We start from the raw sequence: 15,415 nt of genomic DNA, 5'->3' as shown, positions 1-15,415 counted from the left end.
TCCGACGGTCGGTTCGGGGTGGTGACCGTCGGCGGGAGCGGAACTCATCGCTGAGCCGGGATTTTTTTCGGTACGTCGTCAGTACGTCACCGGGAGCTCCACCAGGCCCCGCGCGCGCAGCGAGGGACGCCACCGCAACGCGCCCTCCGCGAGCGCCAGATCGGGGAACCGCTCCAGCAGGGCCGCGAGGGCGATCTCGGTCTCGGCGCGGGCCAGGGGTGCGCCGAGGCAGTAGTGGATGCCGTGGCCGAGGGCGAGATGGCCTCCGGCGTCGCGGGAGAGGTCGAGGCGGTCGGGGTCGGGGAAGCGGGCGGGGTCGCGGTCTGCGGCGGACAGCGACACCCAGACGGTCTCACCGGCCGGGACCGTCACCCCGGCGATCGTCACGTCCTCGACCGGGAAGCGGCGCATGGCGAGCAGCATGGGTCCCTCGTAGCGGGCGAACTCCTCGACGGCGGCGGGGAGTCGTCCCGGGTCCTTGCGCAGGGCGGCGAGCTGGTCGGGGTGACGGAGCAGGGCGAGTACGGCGTTACCGATGAGCTGGACCGTGTTCTCGTACCCGGCGAAGAGGATCAGGAAGGCCAGTGACATCAGCTCGTCCTCGCCGAGCCGGTCACCCTCGTCGCGTACGGCGATCAGGTCGGAGAGGAGGTCGTCGGCGGGGGCTTCCCGCTTGGCGGCGAGGAGGCGGGTGAGGAAGCCCAGCATGGCCCGCATCGCCTCCTTCGAGGCGTCCGGGCGGGCCGGGTCGGGGGCCGTGAGGCTGTCCGTCCACACCCGGAAGTCGAGCCGGTCCTCCTCCGGGATGCCGAGCAGGTCGCAGATGACGGTGATCGGCAGCGGGGCGGTGTAGGAGGCGACCAGGTCGGTCCTGCCGTGCGGGCCGAGCGCGTCCAGCAGGCGGTCGGCGGTACGGCGGATGGGCTCGCGGAGCTGCTGGATGCGACGCGGGGTGAAGGCGCGGCCGACCAGGCGCCGGATGCGGGCGTGGTCGGGCGGGTCCATGTTGAGGAGGTTGGCGTCGAGGGCGGGCGGCAGGGACAGACCCTTGTACGTTCCCGGCGTGCCGTGTCGCTTGTCCAGGGAGAGCCGGGGGTCGGCGAGGGCGGCACGGACGTCCTCGTACCGGGTCACGAGCCAGGCGGGGGTGCCGTCGGGGCCGGTGATGCGGTGCACGGGCGCGGTGTCGCGCAGGCGCCGGTAGACGTCGTAGGGGTGGTCGATGAGGCCGCGCGCGAGGTCCATGGCCGGCAGCCTACGCGGGATCAGGTGTCGTAATCCTGGATGCGCCGCCCGTGGCCGCGGTCGGTGACGGCGGCCAGCCGGCCCGTCAATTCCCGTACCACGGACGGGAGATCGAGGGTGAGCAGACGGCGGTCCCGCATCAGGATCCGTCCGTCCACGACGGTGGTGCGGACGTCGCAGGAGCGGGCGCTGTGCACGAGGGTGGCTGCGAGGTCGTGGACCGGCTGGGTGTGCGGTCCTGTGAGGTCGACCAGGACGAAGTCGGCGCGCCGGCCGGGCGCCAGGATTCCCACGCTGTCTCCCAGGCCGACCGCGCGGGCGCTCTGCACCGTGGCGTGGTGCAGGGCCTGGCGGGCCGTGAGCCAGCGGGGATCGCCTTCGGCGGACTTCTGGACGAGGGAGGTGAGTGCCATCGACTCCCACACGTCGAGGGAGTTGTTGGAGGCGGCGCCGTCCGTGGCGAGGCCGACGGGGACACCGGCCGCGCGCAGGGCCCGTACCGGGGTGGTGGTCGGCCAGGCGAACTTGAGGTAGCCGCGGGGCGCGGTCGCGACCGCCGTACGTCCGCCGGTGCGCTCCAGCAGGGGAAGGTCGCGCTCGACGATGCCCGTGCCGTGGGCGATGAGCAGGTCGGTGCCGAGGAGGCCGGTGCGGTCCAGGACCTCGACGGGGGTGAGGCCGTGGCGGGCGACGCTGATGTCGGTCTGGGCGCGGTTCTCGGCGGCGTGGATGTGGACGGGGAGGCCGTGGGCGCGGGCGAGGTCGGCGGTGGCGGTGAGGTCGGCGTCGGTGACGGTGTAGGGGGCGTGCGGGGCGAGGGCGGTGGTGATCCGGCCGTCGGCGGTGCCCCGGTGCCGCAGCGCGAACTCCAGTGCCCCCTCCCGTCCTCGCGGTCCCTGGCTGGAGAAGTAGGCCTCGCCGAGGTGGGCGCGCAGCCCGCACTCGGCGACGACGGCGGCCACCCGGTCCATGTGGAAGTAGTGGTCGGCGAAGCAGGTCACCCCGGCGCGGATCATCTCGGCGCAGGCGAGCCGGGCGCCCAGCTCCACGTCCCGCGCGGTGAGGCTGGACTCGGCGGGCCAGACGACGTCGTTGAACCACTCCTCGGTCGGCAGGTCCTCGGCAAGGCCGCGCAGGGCCACCATCGGGGCGTGCGTGTGGCAGTTGATCAGTCCCGGCATCGCGACCTGCCCGCGCGCCTCGATGCGCTCGCGGGCCGGCAGGTCCCGCGCGGACGCGGCACCGGTGACCGACTCGATGACCCGGTCGCGTACGACGATCGCCGCGTCCGGGCGGAAGGCGACCTGTTCCCGCTCGTCGTGGACGAGCACGGTGCAGCCGGTGACGACGAGGTCGGCGGGGGTGGCACGCATGGGCCCACCGTACGGCTACGCGTCTGCGGGCAACGGCACCTCGCCCTCCTGGAGCCGCAACTCGGCCAGGGCGTCCCGCAGTTGGTCTACGTGCCGGGGCGTGAGGCGACCTGTGTCATCGAGGTGGACGGCGCACGCCGTGGTCGTGTCGACAAGTCGCTCCAGAACCTCCGCGACGGCGTCCGTGCCCTCGGTGTGCCGGGCCAGTGCGGGCAGTTCGGCGGAGGCGACCGCGATGGCGGCACGGGCCTCGGCGAGGGTGCGGTAGGCCTCGCGGCGCAGCGCCCAGCGCTCGGCGCGGTCGGCGGACTCGCCGAGGACGTGGACCAGGTAGGCGTGCGCGGCGCCACCGGCGGCGGCGAGCCGGGCCCGTACCCCGCCGCCGCGCCCGCCCGGCATCGGCAGGTGCCCGACGATCAGCACGAGGGCGCAGGCGAGCAGCGTCTCGCCGATCCGGCCGGCGGAGGCCTGCGGCTCCCCGCCGGCCATGACCAGGGCGAGGACGAGCACGGTGACGACGGCGGTCAGTGCGGCGAAGTGCCGGGTGGCGACCGGGACGAGCGCCCCGCAGACCGCCACGAGCGCGATCAGCCCCGCGGGCCGGGGCAGCAGTGGGGCGAGCCCGGCGAACACCACGGCTCCCAGCACGGTTCCGGCGGCCCGGCACAGCACGCGGGAGGCGAGCGGGCCGAGGTCGGGTTTGACGAGGAAGACGGCGGTGGCGGGCAGCCAGTACCAGTGCTGGTGCTGGCCGTGCCAACGGGAGTGGTGCAGGGCCTGGGCGATGGCGGCGCCGGTCCCGAAGCAGAGGGCGACACGCAGCCCGTACTCGCGTCCGCCGCTGCCGAACGCGGCCCGCACGGCGTCCTGGGCACCGCGGCGCCGGGTGAGCAGCCGCCGCTGGGCACCCTCGGCCCGGTCGAAGGCCTCGGCGGCGCGCAGCAGGGCGTCGTCGAGGGCCCGCAGGGCGGGCGCCGACCGGTGCGGTGCGGGCAGGGGGCCGGTGCCGGTGTCACCGCGCACGGCCGCGGCCAGCCGGCGCGGCCCCTCGGCGGCCCGTGCCGGGACGGGCTCCGCCGTCCAGAAGAGGGCGGTGGCGGCCTCGGCCAGGGGCAGCGCGGCGGCGAACCGGGCGTGCAGCCGGCGCTCGGCGGCGGAGCCTGAGTGCCGGCGCAGCCGGGGTCCGGCGAGTGCGTCCTGGGCGTGGTCGAGGGCGGCGGTGAGGGCGGCCCGCCGGGCGGTGGCGTGCGGAGTGCCCACGGCATCGAGGAGCGCGGCGACGGCGTCGTACACGTCGGCGACCGCTTCCCGCTCCCCGTCGAACCGGAAGTCCCCGGTGAGCGCGCCGGGCGTGGGCAGCACCAGCCGCAGCAGGAGCAGCCAGCCGGCCCCTGCGAGGAAGGCGAGGGCTCGCTGCCAGCCGCTCTCGGCCGCCGGCATCCCGGCGCCGACGGCGGCGGTGACCAGCAGTTGCGTGCCCGCGGCGGAAGCGACGGGCCCTACGGCGCTGACGCCCCCGGCGACGAGCCCGAGCAGGGTGAGCACCAGGGTGAGCGGTACGGCTTCGAGCAGCTGCCCGGCGTACGACCCCACGGCCAGCCCGAGCGCCCCGGCCAGCGCGGGCACTCCGAGCCGCTGGACGGAGGCGCGCCGGCTGCCGGGCCGGTCGTTGATGCCGGCGAGCATCGCGGCGATGGCGGCGAGGACGCCGGAGGCGAGCCGGCCGGCCGCGAGACCGGCGAGCAGCAACGGGCCGGCCGCGAGCGCGCCCCGGGTCATCGCGCTCCAGGGAACGGGACCGCGCTGGGCACGGAGGGCATGGGCGAGCCAGGGCGGCGCGGCGGGCCGGGACACGGGGCTCCTGTCCGTTCGAGGGCGGGGGTGGGCCTTCGGACGACTGTGGCCGGTGGACCGTGTGTCCACGGTAGGTGGCGTTCCCGGTGGGAGCGGGACGATCACGTTTCACGCAGGTGAAACCTGCCGGGGACGGCGGCTTCTTTATGAACGCAATGCCCCGAGGAGCCCTTCGGCCTCGGTGACGGCTCGCACCAGGACACGGGGCTCGGCCCGCAACGCGCCCACGATCGCGTCGACACCCCGCAGCCCGGCCCGCTCCAGCAGCCGCTTCTCGTTCGTCACCCACTCCCCGCGGGCCGCCAGCACTCCGTGCGCCGCCTGCACGGCGGCCACGGCTAGGGCGCCGGCGGTCTCGGTGAGGCGGCCGTGCGGAGCGTGGTTGACCTTGGCGTAGGAGAGGGTGGCGCGGGCGGTGCCGTGCCAGTGCTCGGCGGCGGCGTGGCGGAGCTTGTCCGGGTAGGCGGCCGGGCGGGGCAGTGCACCGCGGAGCACCTGGTTGACGGCCAGCTCGGCCACGATCAGGTAGGTGGGGATGCCGGCCAGATGGAAGAGCAGCGACTCGACCCGGAACCGTCCCTCCCGCGCCTGCGCCAGCTCGTGCTCGACCACGTCGAGGTCCCGGTAGTGCACGTCGACCCGTCGTCCGTCGACCGTGAGCCAGGCGCCGCCGTTGAAGACACCGCCGCCCCAGCCACCGACCTCGGACACCTCGCCCTCCCAGCCGACGGCCCGCAGATCGTCCGGGTCGAAGGGGCCCCGGTAGTAGACCGCCATGTCCCAGTCGCTGTCGGGCCGCTGCGTCCCCTGCGCCCGCGAGCCACCGAGGGCCACCGCCCGGACGGTGGGGAGGGCGGCGAGGCGGTCGGCGGTGGCGTTGAGGAAGTCGGCGTCGGACAGGTCGGGCATGGGCGCTGCTCCCAGGGTCGCTTCCGGGTGGCTCATGGGTGCGGGCGGAAAGCCTAGGGCGTGGGCGGGTGGGCGGCGAACGGTTTGCCGCGCCCGGCAGGGGCCGCGCCTTTCGCGTCGCCCGGTGTCTCCGTCGCCCGGTGTCTCCGTTGCCCGCTGTCTCCTGTCCCGGGTATACCGGGCAGTCGGAGGAGTTCGCGGCCACGGCCGTGGTGCCGTGAGTGGGGGGAGAAGCCGGTGACGGACGAGGTCGTGCTGCGCCGGGCCGTGGCGGTGGACGCGGGGGCCGCCGCCGATGTGTATCTGCGGTCCTTCGACGCCGCCCTGCCCACGGTCGTCCGGCCGCGCACCGACGACGACGTGCGGGACCACATCCGGGACGTCGTGGTGCCGTCGCGCGAGACCTGGGTGGCGGAGGCGGCCGGCGCCGGGATCGTCGGGCTGATGGTCCTGCGGGACGATCTGCTCTCCCAGCTGTACCTCGCCCCCGAGTGGCGGGGGCGAGGCATCGGTGACCGGTTCGTCGCGCTGGCCAAGGAGCGCAGCCCGGGCGGGCTGACCCTGTGGACGTTCCAGGTCAACAGGCCCGCCCACCGCTTCTACGAGCGCCACGGGTTCGTCGCCGTCGAGTACACCGACGGCAGCGGCAACGAGGAGCGGGAGCCGGACGTCCGGTACGTCTGGCGGCCCTGAGGGAGGCGGCGGCATCACCGACTGAGCGGGGCGCCTGCCGGGTTGCGCCGAGACCTGTCGCGCACGGCGCCTGCTCGGAGCCGACCGGGCTGTGGCGGCTCGCTACGGCAGCCCCGCCGCATCCGCCGCCGCGCGCAGCACCTCGCGCAGCATCTCGGCGGTGAGCCGGCCGGTGAAGGTGTTGCGCTGGCTGACGTGGAAACAGCCGAAGAGGTCCAGGCCGTCGAGGGCGACCCGAGTGCCGTGCGCGAAGGCCGGGCGGGGCCGGGGCACCGCCCAGCCCGCCTCGCCGAACGCGGGCAGTGCGGCCTGCCAGCCGAAGGCCCCGAGGACGACCGCGGCCTTCAACGTGGGGCGCAGCAGCTTCAGCTCCTGGACCAGCCATGCGCGGCAGGTGTCACGCTCACCGGGGGTCGGCTTGTTCGCGGGCGGGGCGCAGTGCACGGGCGCGGTGACGCGGACCCCGTACAGCGCGAGACCGTCGTCGGCGCTGACCGAGGTGGCCTGCGAGGCGAGCCCCACGTCGTACAGCGCCTGGTACAGCACGTCTCCGGAGCGGTCACCGGTGAACATCCGGCCGGTGCGGTTGCCGCCGTGCGCGGCGGGGGCCAGCCCGATGATCGCCAGCCGGGCGTCGGCCGGACCGAAGCCGGGCACCGGCCGGCCCCAGTACGTCCAGTCGGCGAACGCGGCCCGCTTGGTCCGGGCCACCTCCTCACGCCACTCGACCAGCCGAGGGCAGGCCCGGCAGTCCACGATCCGCCGATCGAGCCGCTCGAGGGCGCCGCTGTCGTCCATACGGCCACGGTATGCCCCTGGACGGCCATGCCATGCCTGGCACCTGCCCCGCGGACAAGCGCCGTCCACGGTGATCAATACCGTGGACGGGCGCACGCGATGATCGACGTCCGAGGGTGAGCACCTCCCAGTCGATCAACGCCCGCGGGAGCCTCCGGGCCTCCCGGATCCACCAGGTCCGCCAGGCCTACCAGGGCCGCCCAGCCCACCGAAGCCGCTGAAGCCACCGGGTCCGCCCTGGCCGCCGGCAGCACCGCGCAGGCGTTCCATTTCGCGGCGGTCCCGCTTGGTCGGGCGGCCGGCGCCGCGGTCGCGCAGACCGGCCGGAGCGACGGCCTCGCGGGGCGGGGGCGGGGGCGAGTTGTCGACGTAGCACTGGACGGCCACGGCCGCGCCGACCCGCTTGCGGATCAGCCGCTTGACGATCACGACCCGCTCCCGGCCCTCGTTTCGCAGCCGCACCTCGTCGCCGATGCGCAAGGAGTAGGCGGGCTTGACCCGCTCGCCGTTCACGTGCACATGTCCACCCCGACAGGCGGCGGCACCCAGAGACCGCGTCTTGATCAGGCGTACGGCCCAGATCCAGCTGTCGATCCGGACCGTCTCGCCGTTCCCCGGCCCCGCGGCCTCGGCGGCGGCCACCGCGGCGGCGATCTTGGGGTCGAGCGGCTGGCCGGCGGAGGCACCGGAGCCCTCGGCAGCCGCGGCAGGGCTCGCCCCACCGGATCCGCCGGTCCCACGGTTCACGCCCTCGTCCGCATCCTCGGAAGCCATGTTCCGACCCTAACGCTCCGGGGCGGCGGACCTGGACACGATTCCCCGGGGGGACCGATGCCGTCGGGAGGCAAGGCCGGCAGGCTCCTCAGGAGTGACAGGCTCCCTCACAGCGGCAGGCTCCCCGGAAGCGGCGGTCTCCCCCGAGGTCACCGCCGCAGCGCCCGTCGCAGCAGATCCCCGTTGTGTGCGCGTCGGGTCCAGGCGATCAGGAGCAGCGGTGCCATCAGGATCAGTGGTGTCGCCGCGTTCTGCCCGTCGAAGGCGGTGAGCTGAACGACGAACGCCCCCACCATGAGCGCGCTGAGCGCCAGGGCCGCCACCGACTGCAGCACCGGGATCAACAAGGCCGCCGCCCCGGCGAGTTCGAGCACACCGATGGTGTACATGGCGCCGCTGCCCCAGCCGATCCTGTCGAAGGACTCGACGGCCGAGGGGTGCGCGATGAGCTTGGGAAGGGCGCTCGCGACGCCGTAGAACAACGCGAGCAGCACCTGCACCGAGCGCAGGGCGATCCTGGCCGGTCGCCTGCAGCCGCTGAGGAGGCCGTCGGAGGCGGCCGGAGGGGTGGAGGTGGCGGGAACAGTGGTCTCGGACATCGGGAACTCCCGGGTGTTGCGCGCCGGTTGCTTTCACCGAGGTAGACCGGTCATGGTCCGGGAACTCATCGCTCTCGGGCGATCCAGTGCGCTCCGGTGCCGCTATGCCTTGGGCACTGCCCGCACCCACACCGCGTCCGGTGTCAGACAGGCGTCCACCTCCAGTCCCGCTTCCGCGAGCGCCGACTCGAACTGCTCTTCGGTCAGGGGCCGGGCCAGGAACGTCTGCGTCCAGGTCGCGTCCGGGAAGAGGTACTCGACGTGGACCGAGTTCACCCCGCCCCCGACCGGCTCCGACGAGGCGATCCGGACGGTGAAGCCGCCCGGGTTCACCCGCTCCCGGGGTACGTCGGTGTGGTAGTCCGCCCCCTCCCGCTGGATGAGCACGCAGCCGTCCTCGGCCACATGCCGGGCACAGGTGCGCAGCATCCCTCTGCGCACCTCCTCGTCACCGGCGTGGACGAGGAACGACGCGAGCATGACCACGTCGAATTTCTCACCCAGGTCCAGGGCCTCGATGGCGCCGCATATCGTGCGCGCCCCGCGGACCCGGGACAGCATGTCGGCGGACTCGTCGACCGCCGTGACCGTGAAGCCACGCTCCAGCAGGGGGTGCGTCACCCGGCCCACTCCGCTGCCCAGCTCCAGGATGTGCGCCCCGGCCGGTACCGCCGCGGCGATGATCTCCGGTTCGTCACCCACCGGCAGCCGCTCGTACAGCTCGACCGCGCAGCCGTCCGGGGTGATCGCACCGGGCCCCGTACCCTCGTGTCCCTCGCGCATTCCGATCGTCATGCCCGAACAACGGATCGTCCCCGTACCGCCGTTCCCGTTCGACGCCAGTCCACCCGTTCGAGTCATTCGGCCCGGAACGGGAACCATCCGTGCCCGATGTACCAGTGTCCGCCCGCTCGCAGATGGTCCCCCACGGCCCGCTCCACGGACGTTCGCCGGGGCAGCTGTGCGAGCGGCAGGCCGGGGTCACCGAAGACGAACTGGACGGGTTCGGTGTCGGCCGGCTCGGTGTCCTCTCGGACGGTGCGGAAGCGCTCCTGGAAGCGGACGATGTGGGAGTCGGCCGTCAGGTACCGCTTCAACTGCGGGTCGAGCAGCCAGGAGTGACACAGCGCCGCCACCGGATGTTCCTCGGGGAAGTGCCGGGCGAAGAACCCGCGGGCGAGGGCCAGGGAGCGGTCGCAGGCCGCCGGGGTGAGGGGGCCGTGGAAGTCGGGAATGTGCAGGTTCAGGCAGCGCGTACCGGGAACGGCGTCCAGTCCGGCCGCCGCGATCACCGGTGCCGAGCGCAGGCCGAGCCGCGCCCGCTCGAACTGCAGCCGGCCCAGCTGGTACAGCTCGCCCCGGAAGTGCCGGACGAGCCAGCCCCGCGCCTGCACGCCGGTCGTACCGTGCCGTCGCCGGTGCACCGCCATCTGACGGCCCAGGTCGGCCAGGGTGCGCCGGGAGATCTCGGCCGGAATGCCGCGTTCCCGGTGCCGGGCGCGGGTGTGCGGGAGCGCGGCGACGAAGACGTACACGGGGAAGGCGGCGGCCATCTCCGGCGGCACCTCGTCGAAGAGTTCGGCGAGGCCGGGTGGGTGGCCGGACCCCTCCGGGCCGCGGAACAACGCCTCGACGCACTCCTCCAGGAGCCTCAGCGCGCCCGGGTCCCCGGTCACCCCGCCGCGGAGGGCGACCAGTTCGTTGACGTCCTCGTGCGGCACGGCCAGGTCGAGGAGCACTTCGGGCAGGTCGTCGGCGTCCGGCAGCAAGAGATCCCCCTTCGACGAGCGACGCTCGGGTGCCGCTGGTGAACGTCGTCGTCGAAGAGTACGTTGCAAGGAGGAGTGGTGATCCGATGCGTACGGGCAGTGAACCGGCGACCGCGCGCAGTGCTCTGCGGGCGCGCTTCTGGCTGAGCGTGTGGGGGCTGGTCTGGGCGGTCTTCGGCACGGCGGCGTTCGCGCTGGCCGGGCGTCCCGGCTGGGCGGCGGCGTGCGGGGTGCTGTGGCTGGTGGTCACCGTCGACATGGCAGTGATCGTCAGACACATCCGCCAGGGCCCGCACTACCAGCCGGGCCGCGACGTGCCGCCGTACCGGCCGGTGGACGACGAACTGTCGTACCGGAGGCCGGCGAGGCACCGGCCTCCCTGGCACGGAATGCGGCACCGGCACCCGTGACGGAAGGCCCCGGACCCGGCGCCCCGATGCACGAGCCCTCAGTCGTCGAAGCGTGCCGCCTTCAGGTACTCCGGGTTGGGGTCGAGGGCTGCCGCCAGCCGGAAGTGGCGCTTGGCCTGGGCCGGGCGGCCCTGGCGCTCGTAGGTGCGGGCCAGGGCGAAGTGCGCGAACGCGTTGTCCGGCTCGCGTTCCAGCACGATGGTGAACTCAAGCTCTGCGGGCCGCAGTTGCGCCGCGGCGAAGAAGGCACGGGCGCGGAGCAGACGGGCGGCGGTGTTCTCGGGGTGCACGGCGATCACCTCGTCGAGCAGCTTCACCGCGCCCCGCGGGTCCCGCGCGTTGAGCAGCTGCTCGGCGGCACGGAAGTCGATGACATGCGTTTCCGGAGTACGTCCGGCGGAACCGCTGGTCTCGGGCACGGCTGAGTCCTTCCCTCACTGGGTCCGTTCAACGCCCGGTCGGCGGCCCGCTATTCCGGCGAAACCGCGCGGGCCCGCCGTGCGAGGTCGTCCCACACCTCGGCGACGCGCTTCTCCAGCGCGTCCAGCGGTACGTCGTTGTCGATCAGGATGTCCGCGATCTCCCGGCGCTGCTCGCGGGTCGCCTGCGCGGCCATGCGCGCGCGTGCGTCCTCCTCGGTCATCCCGCGCAGCCGGACCAGCCGGTCGAGCTGGGTCGCGGGGCTCGCGTCCACGACGACCACGAGGTCGTAGAGCGGCGCGAGGCCGTTCTCGGTGAGGAGGGGGACGTCGTGGACGACCACGGCGTCGCCGGCCGCCGCGCTCTCCAGTTCGCGGGAGCGCGCGCCGACGAGGGGGTGCACGATCGCGTTGAGGACGGCGAGCTTCTCGGGGTCGGCGAACACGATGGCACCGAGCCTGGGCCGGTCCAGGCTGCCGTCGGCGGTGAGGACGTCCGTGCCGAAGGCCTCGACGACGGCCGCGAGGCCGGGGGTGCCGGTCGCCACGACCTCGCGCGCGATGCGGTCCGCGTCGATCAGCACGGCCCCGTGCTCCACGAGCAGCCGCGACACCTCGCTCTTGCCGGCGCCGATCCCACCGGTCAGGCCCACTTTCAGCATGAGCGGTAGCTTAGGCCCTACCGCCGACGGCGGAGGCGGGGCAGGTCAGTTGTCGCCCTCCCGCTCCGCCAGGAACCGCTCGAACTCGAGCCCGATCTCGTCGGCCGAGGGGATGTCCACCGGCTCGGCCAGCATGTTCCCGCGGGTCTCGGCGCCCGCCGCGGCGTCGTACTGGTGCTCCAGGCCCTGGACGAGCGCGGTCAGTTCCTCGTCGCCCTCCTGGATCTGCCGGTCGATCTCGGTCTGCGTGCGGTGCGCGTCCGTGCGCAGGGAGTGCGCGACGCCGGGCAGGACCAGACCGGTGGCGGCCGTGATCGCCTCGAGGACGGTCAGGGCGGCGTCCGGGTACGCGGAACGGGCGATGTAGTGCGGGACGTGCGCGGCGACGCCCAGGACCTCGTGTCCGGCCTCCATGAGGCGGTACTCCACCAGCGACTCGGCGCTGCCCGGCACCTGGGCCTCCTCGAAGGGACTGCGGTGGCCAGGGACGAGGTCGGTGCGGTTGCCGTGCGGGGTGAGGCCCACCGGCCGGGTGTGCGGGACGCCCATGGGGATGCCGTGGAAGTTCACGGACAGGCGGACGCCGAGCCGCTCCACGATCTGCCGCACCGCCGCCGCGAACCGCTCCCACTCCACGTCCGGCTCGGGGCCGGACAGCAGCAGGAAGGGGGCGCCCGTGGCGTCCTGGACGAGGTGGACCTCGATGGCCGGGACCTCGTAGTCGGTCCAGCGGTCGCGCTGGAAGGTCAGCAGGGGGCGCCGGGCCCGGTAGTCCACGAGCCGGTCGTGGTCGAAGCGCGCCACGAGCTGGTGGGGCAGTGAGTCGAGCAGCCGGTCGACGATCTGGTCGCCGGTCTCGCCCGCGTCGATGTATCCGTCGAAGTGGTAGAGCATGACAAGGCCGGCCGACTCCTGGGCGAGCGCCATGTCGACCACGGCGAGACCCTTCGGCTCCCATGCGTACAAACCCTGCGGATCAAGCACTGTGACCGCTCCTCCTCGTGTTCCTCCTCCACAACGCGCCCTGGAGCGTGGGAATTCCCGCGACACGCCGCTGATCAGGGATCTCGCACGGGACACCTTGACGCCCCGTCACCTGGTCCGTACCTTCACGAGCACTGGCGTTCACAAGGACATCCATCGTTCATGTATGAGATCACCCGTCCGTACGACAGGAAGGCACCCCCATGCGCACGCGCACGCTGCTCACCTCCCTGCTCGCCGCGGCCACCGCCACCGGCGGCCTGCTCCTCGCCGCCCCGGTCCCGGCCTCGGCCGCCTCCACCGTCGAGGTGACGACCGCGGCCCAGCTGAAGACCGCTCTCACGGCAGCGAAGCCGGGCGACACGATCCACCTGGCGGACGGCACCTACACCGGGAACTTCAAGGCCACCACGCCGGCGACGTCGTCCGCCCGCATCACCCTCACCGGCTCGGCCGGGGCCGTCCTCACCGCCGGCGGCGGCTACGGCCTGCATCTGGACGGCGCCTCCCACTGGACGGTCAGCGGGCTGACCGTGACCGGCGGCCAGAAGGGCATCGTGATCGACGCGGCGAAGGGCGTGATCGTGGACGGGGTCACCGTGCACGGCCTGGACATGGAGGGCGTGCACTTCCGCAACTCCAGCACGGACGGCGTGATCAGGAATGCGCGGATCTACGACACCGGGAACGACGGCCGCGGCATGGGTGAGGGCGTGTACGTGGGCACCGCGAACACCCTGTCCGACCGGAGCGACCGCATCCAGATCCTGGACAACACGATCGGCCCGGACGTGGGCGGCGAGAACGTCGACATCAAGGAGGGCACCACGGGTGCGCAGATCATCGGCAACACGTTCGACGGCAGCGGCCTGACCGGCGCTAACTACGACGATTCCTGGGTCGACGTGAAGGGCAACGAGGTCCTCGTCCAGGACAACGCCGGCACCCGCACCAGCAACGACGGCTACCAGACCCACACCCAGCAGCCGGGCTGGGGCTGCGGCACGGTCTTCAAGGACAACAAGTCGACTTTGACGGGGGCGACGGGGGCGACGCAGCTGGCGATCGACGTCACCAACTTCAGCAGCGGATGCAGGACCACGGTCACCAGCACCAACACGGTGACGGCCGGCAAGGGGCTGACGAACATCCCGGTCACTTCCTGACCAGGGGCGCGGAGACTCCTCAGGGCGCGCGGAGATTCTTCGACCGGGACCGCCCCGCACCCGGACGACCACCGGGACCACCCCGGAAAACCCTGAGGGGCCGCACCTCGAAAGGTGCGGCCCCTCAGCAGCTATCAGCTACGCCTCAGCGGCAGCGTTCAGCTCTGGCCACCGGCGAGCTTCTCGCGCAGCGCGGCCAGCGCCTCGTCCGAGGCCAGGGCACCGGAGGTGTCCGCGCCCTCGGAGGAGTACGAGCCACCGGTCGCGGCCGGAGCCGCAGCCTCGCCGCCCTCGGCCGCGGCAGCGGCGTCGGCCTCGCGGGACTTGATGACCTGCTGCTGGTGCTGCTCGAAGCGGGCCTGCGCCTCGGCGTACTGGCGCTCCCACTCCTCGCGCTGCTTCTCGTAGCCCTCGAGCCAGTCGTTGGTCTCGGGGTCGAAGCCCTCGGGGTAGATGTAGTTGCCCTGGTCGTCGTAGGACGCGGCCATGCCGTACAGGGTCGGGTCGAACTCGACCGAGGCCGGGTCGGCACCGAAGGACTCGTTGGCCTGCTTCAGCGAGAGGCTGATGCGACGACGCTCGAGGTCGATGTCGATGACCTTGACGAAGATCTCGTCGTTGACCTGGACGACCTGCTCCGGGATCTCCACGTGGCGCTCGGCCAGCTCGGAGATGTGGACCAGACCCTCGATGCCCTCGTCCACGCGGACGAACGCACCGAACGGAACCAGCTTCGTGACCTTACCGGGCACGACCTGGCCGATCTGGTGGGTGCGGGCGAACTGCTGCCACGGGTCTTCCTGGGTCGCCTTCAGCGACAGGGAGACGCGCTCGCGGTCCATGTCGACGTCGAGAACCTCGACGGTGACCTCCTGGCCGACCTCGACGACCTCGGACGGGTGGTCGATGTGCTTCCAGGACAGCTCGGAGACGTGGACCAGACCGTCGACGCCACCCAGGTCCACGAAGGCACCGAAGTTGACGATCGAGGAGACGACACCGGAACGGACCTGACCCTTCTGGAGGGTCGTGAGGAACGTCTGGCGGACCTCGGACTGGGTCTGCTCCAGCCAGGCACGGCGGGACAGGACCACGTTGTTGCGGTTCTTGTCCAGCTCGATGATCTTGGCCTCGAGCTCCTTGCCCACGTAGGGCTGGAGGTCGCGGACGCGGCGCATCTCGACCAGGGAGGCCGGGAGGAAGCCACGGAGGCCGATGTCGAGGATGAGACCACCCTTGACGACCTCGATGACGGTACCGGTGACGATGCCGTCCTCTTCCTTGATCTTCTCGATGGTGCCCCAGGCACGCTCGTACTGGGCGCGCTTCTTCGAGAGGATCAGGCGGCCTTCCTTGTCCTCCTTCTGGAGGACCAGGGCCTCGATCTCGTCACCGACGGCGACGACCTCGTTGGGGTCGACGTCGTGCTTGATCGAGAGCTCGCGGCTCGGGATGACACCTTCGGTCTTGTAACCGATGTCGAGCAGGACCTCGTCCCGGTCGACCTTCACGATGACGCCGTCGACGATGTCGCCGTCGTTGAAGTACTTGATCGTCTCGTCGATCGCGGCGAGGAAGGCTTCCTCGTTACCGATGTCGTTGACCGCAACCTGCGGGGTGGTGGCGGTGGTCTCGGTGCTGCTCGTCATGTGGGAAAGGGCTCCGGTACGGACATTGAAGTCGTAGGTACTGCTACGCCGGGAGCCCGTATCGCTCTGATGAAGCCGGACAGCCAAGGAAGCGCCTCACCAGAAACTGGT

The 15,415-nt window shown here is 72.6% G+C and carries 16 protein-coding genes; 3 read left to right on the top strand and 13 right to left on the bottom strand.

Annotated elements, in window-relative coordinates; translation table 11 throughout:
* Positions 1-78: 78 nt before the first annotated feature.
* The 4 genes from ACIHEJ_RS13325 to ACIHEJ_RS13310 all read right to left on the bottom strand — a co-directional run bounded on the left by ACIHEJ_RS13325 (position 79) and on the right by ACIHEJ_RS13310 (position 5,381).
* Entirely contained in the window at positions 79-1,245 is a 1,167-nt protein-coding gene (locus ACIHEJ_RS13325; protein WP_400134918.1) for a cytochrome P450, read from the bottom strand.
* Positions 1,246-1,265: 20 nt separating this feature from the next.
* Positions 1,266-2,618: an amidohydrolase gene (locus tag ACIHEJ_RS13320; protein WP_400134917.1), complete on the bottom strand. Its 1,353-nt coding sequence runs from the start codon at positions 2,616-2,618 to the stop codon at positions 1,266-1,268.
* A 15-nt stretch (positions 2,619-2,633) separates the two neighbouring features.
* On the bottom strand, positions 2,634-4,397 hold the full coding sequence (locus ACIHEJ_RS13315) for an FUSC family protein (RefSeq protein ID WP_400135143.1): 1,764 nt from the start codon (positions 4,395-4,397) through the stop codon (positions 2,634-2,636).
* Between the two features lie 219 nt (positions 4,398-4,616).
* Positions 4,617-5,381 (bottom strand): nucleotidyltransferase family protein, encoded by a 765-nt coding sequence (locus ACIHEJ_RS13310; RefSeq protein WP_400134916.1) that lies wholly within the window; start codon positions 5,379-5,381, stop codon positions 4,617-4,619.
* Positions 5,382-5,618: 237 nt separating this feature from the next.
* Here ACIHEJ_RS13310 and ACIHEJ_RS13305 point away from each other — a divergent pair, with 237 nt between their 5' ends.
* Entirely contained in the window at positions 5,619-6,074 is a 456-nt protein-coding gene (locus ACIHEJ_RS13305) for a GNAT family N-acetyltransferase (protein WP_400134913.1), read from the top strand.
* A 102-nt stretch (positions 6,075-6,176) separates the two neighbouring features.
* Here ACIHEJ_RS13305 and ACIHEJ_RS13300 read toward each other — a convergent pair whose 3' ends face one another.
* The 5 genes from ACIHEJ_RS13300 to ACIHEJ_RS13280 all read right to left on the bottom strand — a co-directional run bounded on the left by ACIHEJ_RS13300 (position 6,177) and on the right by ACIHEJ_RS13280 (position 10,014).
* Complete coding sequence (locus tag ACIHEJ_RS13300; RefSeq protein WP_400134911.1) at positions 6,177-6,872, bottom strand: uracil-DNA glycosylase; 696 nt, start codon at positions 6,870-6,872, stop codon at positions 6,177-6,179.
* 135 nt (positions 6,873-7,007) lie between these two features.
* Positions 7,008-7,646 carry an RNA-binding S4 domain-containing protein gene (locus ACIHEJ_RS13295; RefSeq protein ID WP_400134909.1) on the bottom strand — a complete coding sequence of 213 codons (639 nt, stop codon included), beginning with the start codon at positions 7,644-7,646 and terminating at the stop codon, positions 7,008-7,010.
* 149 nt (positions 7,647-7,795) lie between these two features.
* The gene (locus ACIHEJ_RS13290; RefSeq protein WP_400134907.1) at positions 7,796-8,245 is read right to left on the bottom strand and encodes a DoxX family protein; all 450 of its coding nucleotides are present in this window, start codon (positions 8,243-8,245) and stop codon (positions 7,796-7,798) included.
* Between the two features lie 102 nt (positions 8,246-8,347).
* On the bottom strand, positions 8,348-9,040 hold the full coding sequence (locus ACIHEJ_RS13285; RefSeq protein ID WP_400134905.1) for a class I SAM-dependent methyltransferase: 693 nt from the start codon (positions 9,038-9,040) through the stop codon (positions 8,348-8,350).
* Between the two features lie 62 nt (positions 9,041-9,102).
* Positions 9,103-10,014, bottom strand: coding sequence for an acyltransferase domain-containing protein (locus ACIHEJ_RS13280; RefSeq protein WP_400134903.1), 912 nt, complete (start codon positions 10,012-10,014; stop codon positions 9,103-9,105).
* Between the two features lie 86 nt (positions 10,015-10,100).
* On the opposite strand from ACIHEJ_RS13280, the gene ACIHEJ_RS13275 reads away from it, so the two are divergent.
* On the top strand, positions 10,101-10,424 hold the full coding sequence (locus ACIHEJ_RS13275) for a DUF6343 family protein (RefSeq protein WP_400134901.1): 324 nt from the start codon (positions 10,101-10,103) through the stop codon (positions 10,422-10,424).
* A 38-nt stretch (positions 10,425-10,462) separates the two neighbouring features.
* Here the strand turns inward: ACIHEJ_RS13275 and ACIHEJ_RS13270 are convergent, their stop codons facing one another.
* The 3 genes from ACIHEJ_RS13270 to ACIHEJ_RS13260 are packed head-to-tail and all read right to left on the bottom strand — an operon-like array spanning position 10,463 to position 12,489.
* Positions 10,463-10,843, bottom strand: coding sequence for a tetratricopeptide repeat protein (locus tag ACIHEJ_RS13270; protein WP_400134899.1), 381 nt, complete (start codon positions 10,841-10,843; stop codon positions 10,463-10,465).
* Between the two features lie 50 nt (positions 10,844-10,893).
* On the bottom strand, positions 10,894-11,505 hold the full coding sequence (gene coaE, locus ACIHEJ_RS13265; RefSeq protein ID WP_400134897.1) for a dephospho-CoA kinase: 612 nt from the start codon (positions 11,503-11,505) through the stop codon (positions 10,894-10,896).
* Between the two features lie 45 nt (positions 11,506-11,550).
* Positions 11,551-12,489, bottom strand: coding sequence for a PAC2 family protein (locus ACIHEJ_RS13260; protein WP_400134895.1), 939 nt, complete (start codon positions 12,487-12,489; stop codon positions 11,551-11,553).
* 203 nt (positions 12,490-12,692) lie between these two features.
* Here ACIHEJ_RS13260 and ACIHEJ_RS13255 point away from each other — a divergent pair, with 203 nt between their 5' ends.
* Positions 12,693-13,655: a right-handed parallel beta-helix repeat-containing protein gene (locus ACIHEJ_RS13255; RefSeq protein WP_400134893.1), complete on the top strand. Its 963-nt coding sequence runs from the start codon at positions 12,693-12,695 to the stop codon at positions 13,653-13,655.
* Between the two features lie 158 nt (positions 13,656-13,813).
* Here the strand turns inward: ACIHEJ_RS13255 and rpsA are convergent, their stop codons facing one another.
* The gene (gene rpsA, locus ACIHEJ_RS13250) at positions 13,814-15,304 is read right to left on the bottom strand and encodes a 30S ribosomal protein S1 (RefSeq protein ID WP_071375501.1); all 1,491 of its coding nucleotides are present in this window, start codon (positions 15,302-15,304) and stop codon (positions 13,814-13,816) included.
* Positions 15,305-15,415 lie beyond the last annotated feature (111 nt).

Source organism: Streptomyces sp. NPDC052301 (assembly GCF_044593395.1).
In the GTDB taxonomy this organism is placed as follows: Bacteria; Actinomycetota; Actinomycetes; order Streptomycetales; family Streptomycetaceae; genus Streptomyces.
This window is presented reverse-complemented; position numbering and strand designations above follow the sequence as displayed.

What these genes read in the sequence shown, in the direction of transcription:
- ACIHEJ_RS13300 (WP_400134911.1), bottom strand. Translation starts at nt 6,872, where the DNA reads ATGGACGACAGCGGCGCCCTCGAGCGGCTCGATCGGCGGATCGTGGAC.
- ACIHEJ_RS13315 (WP_400135143.1), bottom strand. Translation starts at nt 4,397, where the DNA reads ATGACCCGGGGCGCGCTCGCGGCCGGCCCGTTGCTGCTCGCCGGTCTC.
- ACIHEJ_RS13275 (WP_400134901.1), top strand. Translation starts at nt 10,101, where the DNA reads ATGCGTACGGGCAGTGAACCGGCGACCGCGCGCAGTGCTCTGCGGGCG.
- coaE (WP_400134897.1), bottom strand. Translation starts at nt 11,505, where the DNA reads ATGCTGAAAGTGGGCCTGACCGGTGGGATCGGCGCCGGCAAGAGCGAG.
- ACIHEJ_RS13255 (WP_400134893.1), top strand. Translation starts at nt 12,693, where the DNA reads ATGCGCACGCGCACGCTGCTCACCTCCCTGCTCGCCGCGGCCACCGCC.
- rpsA (WP_071375501.1), bottom strand. Translation starts at nt 15,304, where the DNA reads ATGACGAGCAGCACCGAGACCACCGCCACCACCCCGCAGGTTGCGGTC.
- ACIHEJ_RS13310 (WP_400134916.1), bottom strand. Translation starts at nt 5,381, where the DNA reads ATGCCCGACCTGTCCGACGCCGACTTCCTCAACGCCACCGCCGACCGC.
- ACIHEJ_RS13290 (WP_400134907.1), bottom strand. Translation starts at nt 8,245, where the DNA reads ATGTCCGAGACCACTGTTCCCGCCACCTCCACCCCTCCGGCCGCCTCC.
- ACIHEJ_RS13285 (WP_400134905.1), bottom strand. Translation starts at nt 9,040, where the DNA reads ATGACGATCGGAATGCGCGAGGGACACGAGGGTACGGGGCCCGGTGCG.
- ACIHEJ_RS13325 (WP_400134918.1), bottom strand. Translation starts at nt 1,245, where the DNA reads ATGGACCTCGCGCGCGGCCTCATCGACCACCCCTACGACGTCTACCGG.
- ACIHEJ_RS13320 (WP_400134917.1), bottom strand. Translation starts at nt 2,618, where the DNA reads ATGCGTGCCACCCCCGCCGACCTCGTCGTCACCGGCTGCACCGTGCTC.
- ACIHEJ_RS13295 (WP_400134909.1), bottom strand. Translation starts at nt 7,646, where the DNA reads ATGGCTTCCGAGGATGCGGACGAGGGCGTGAACCGTGGGACCGGCGGA.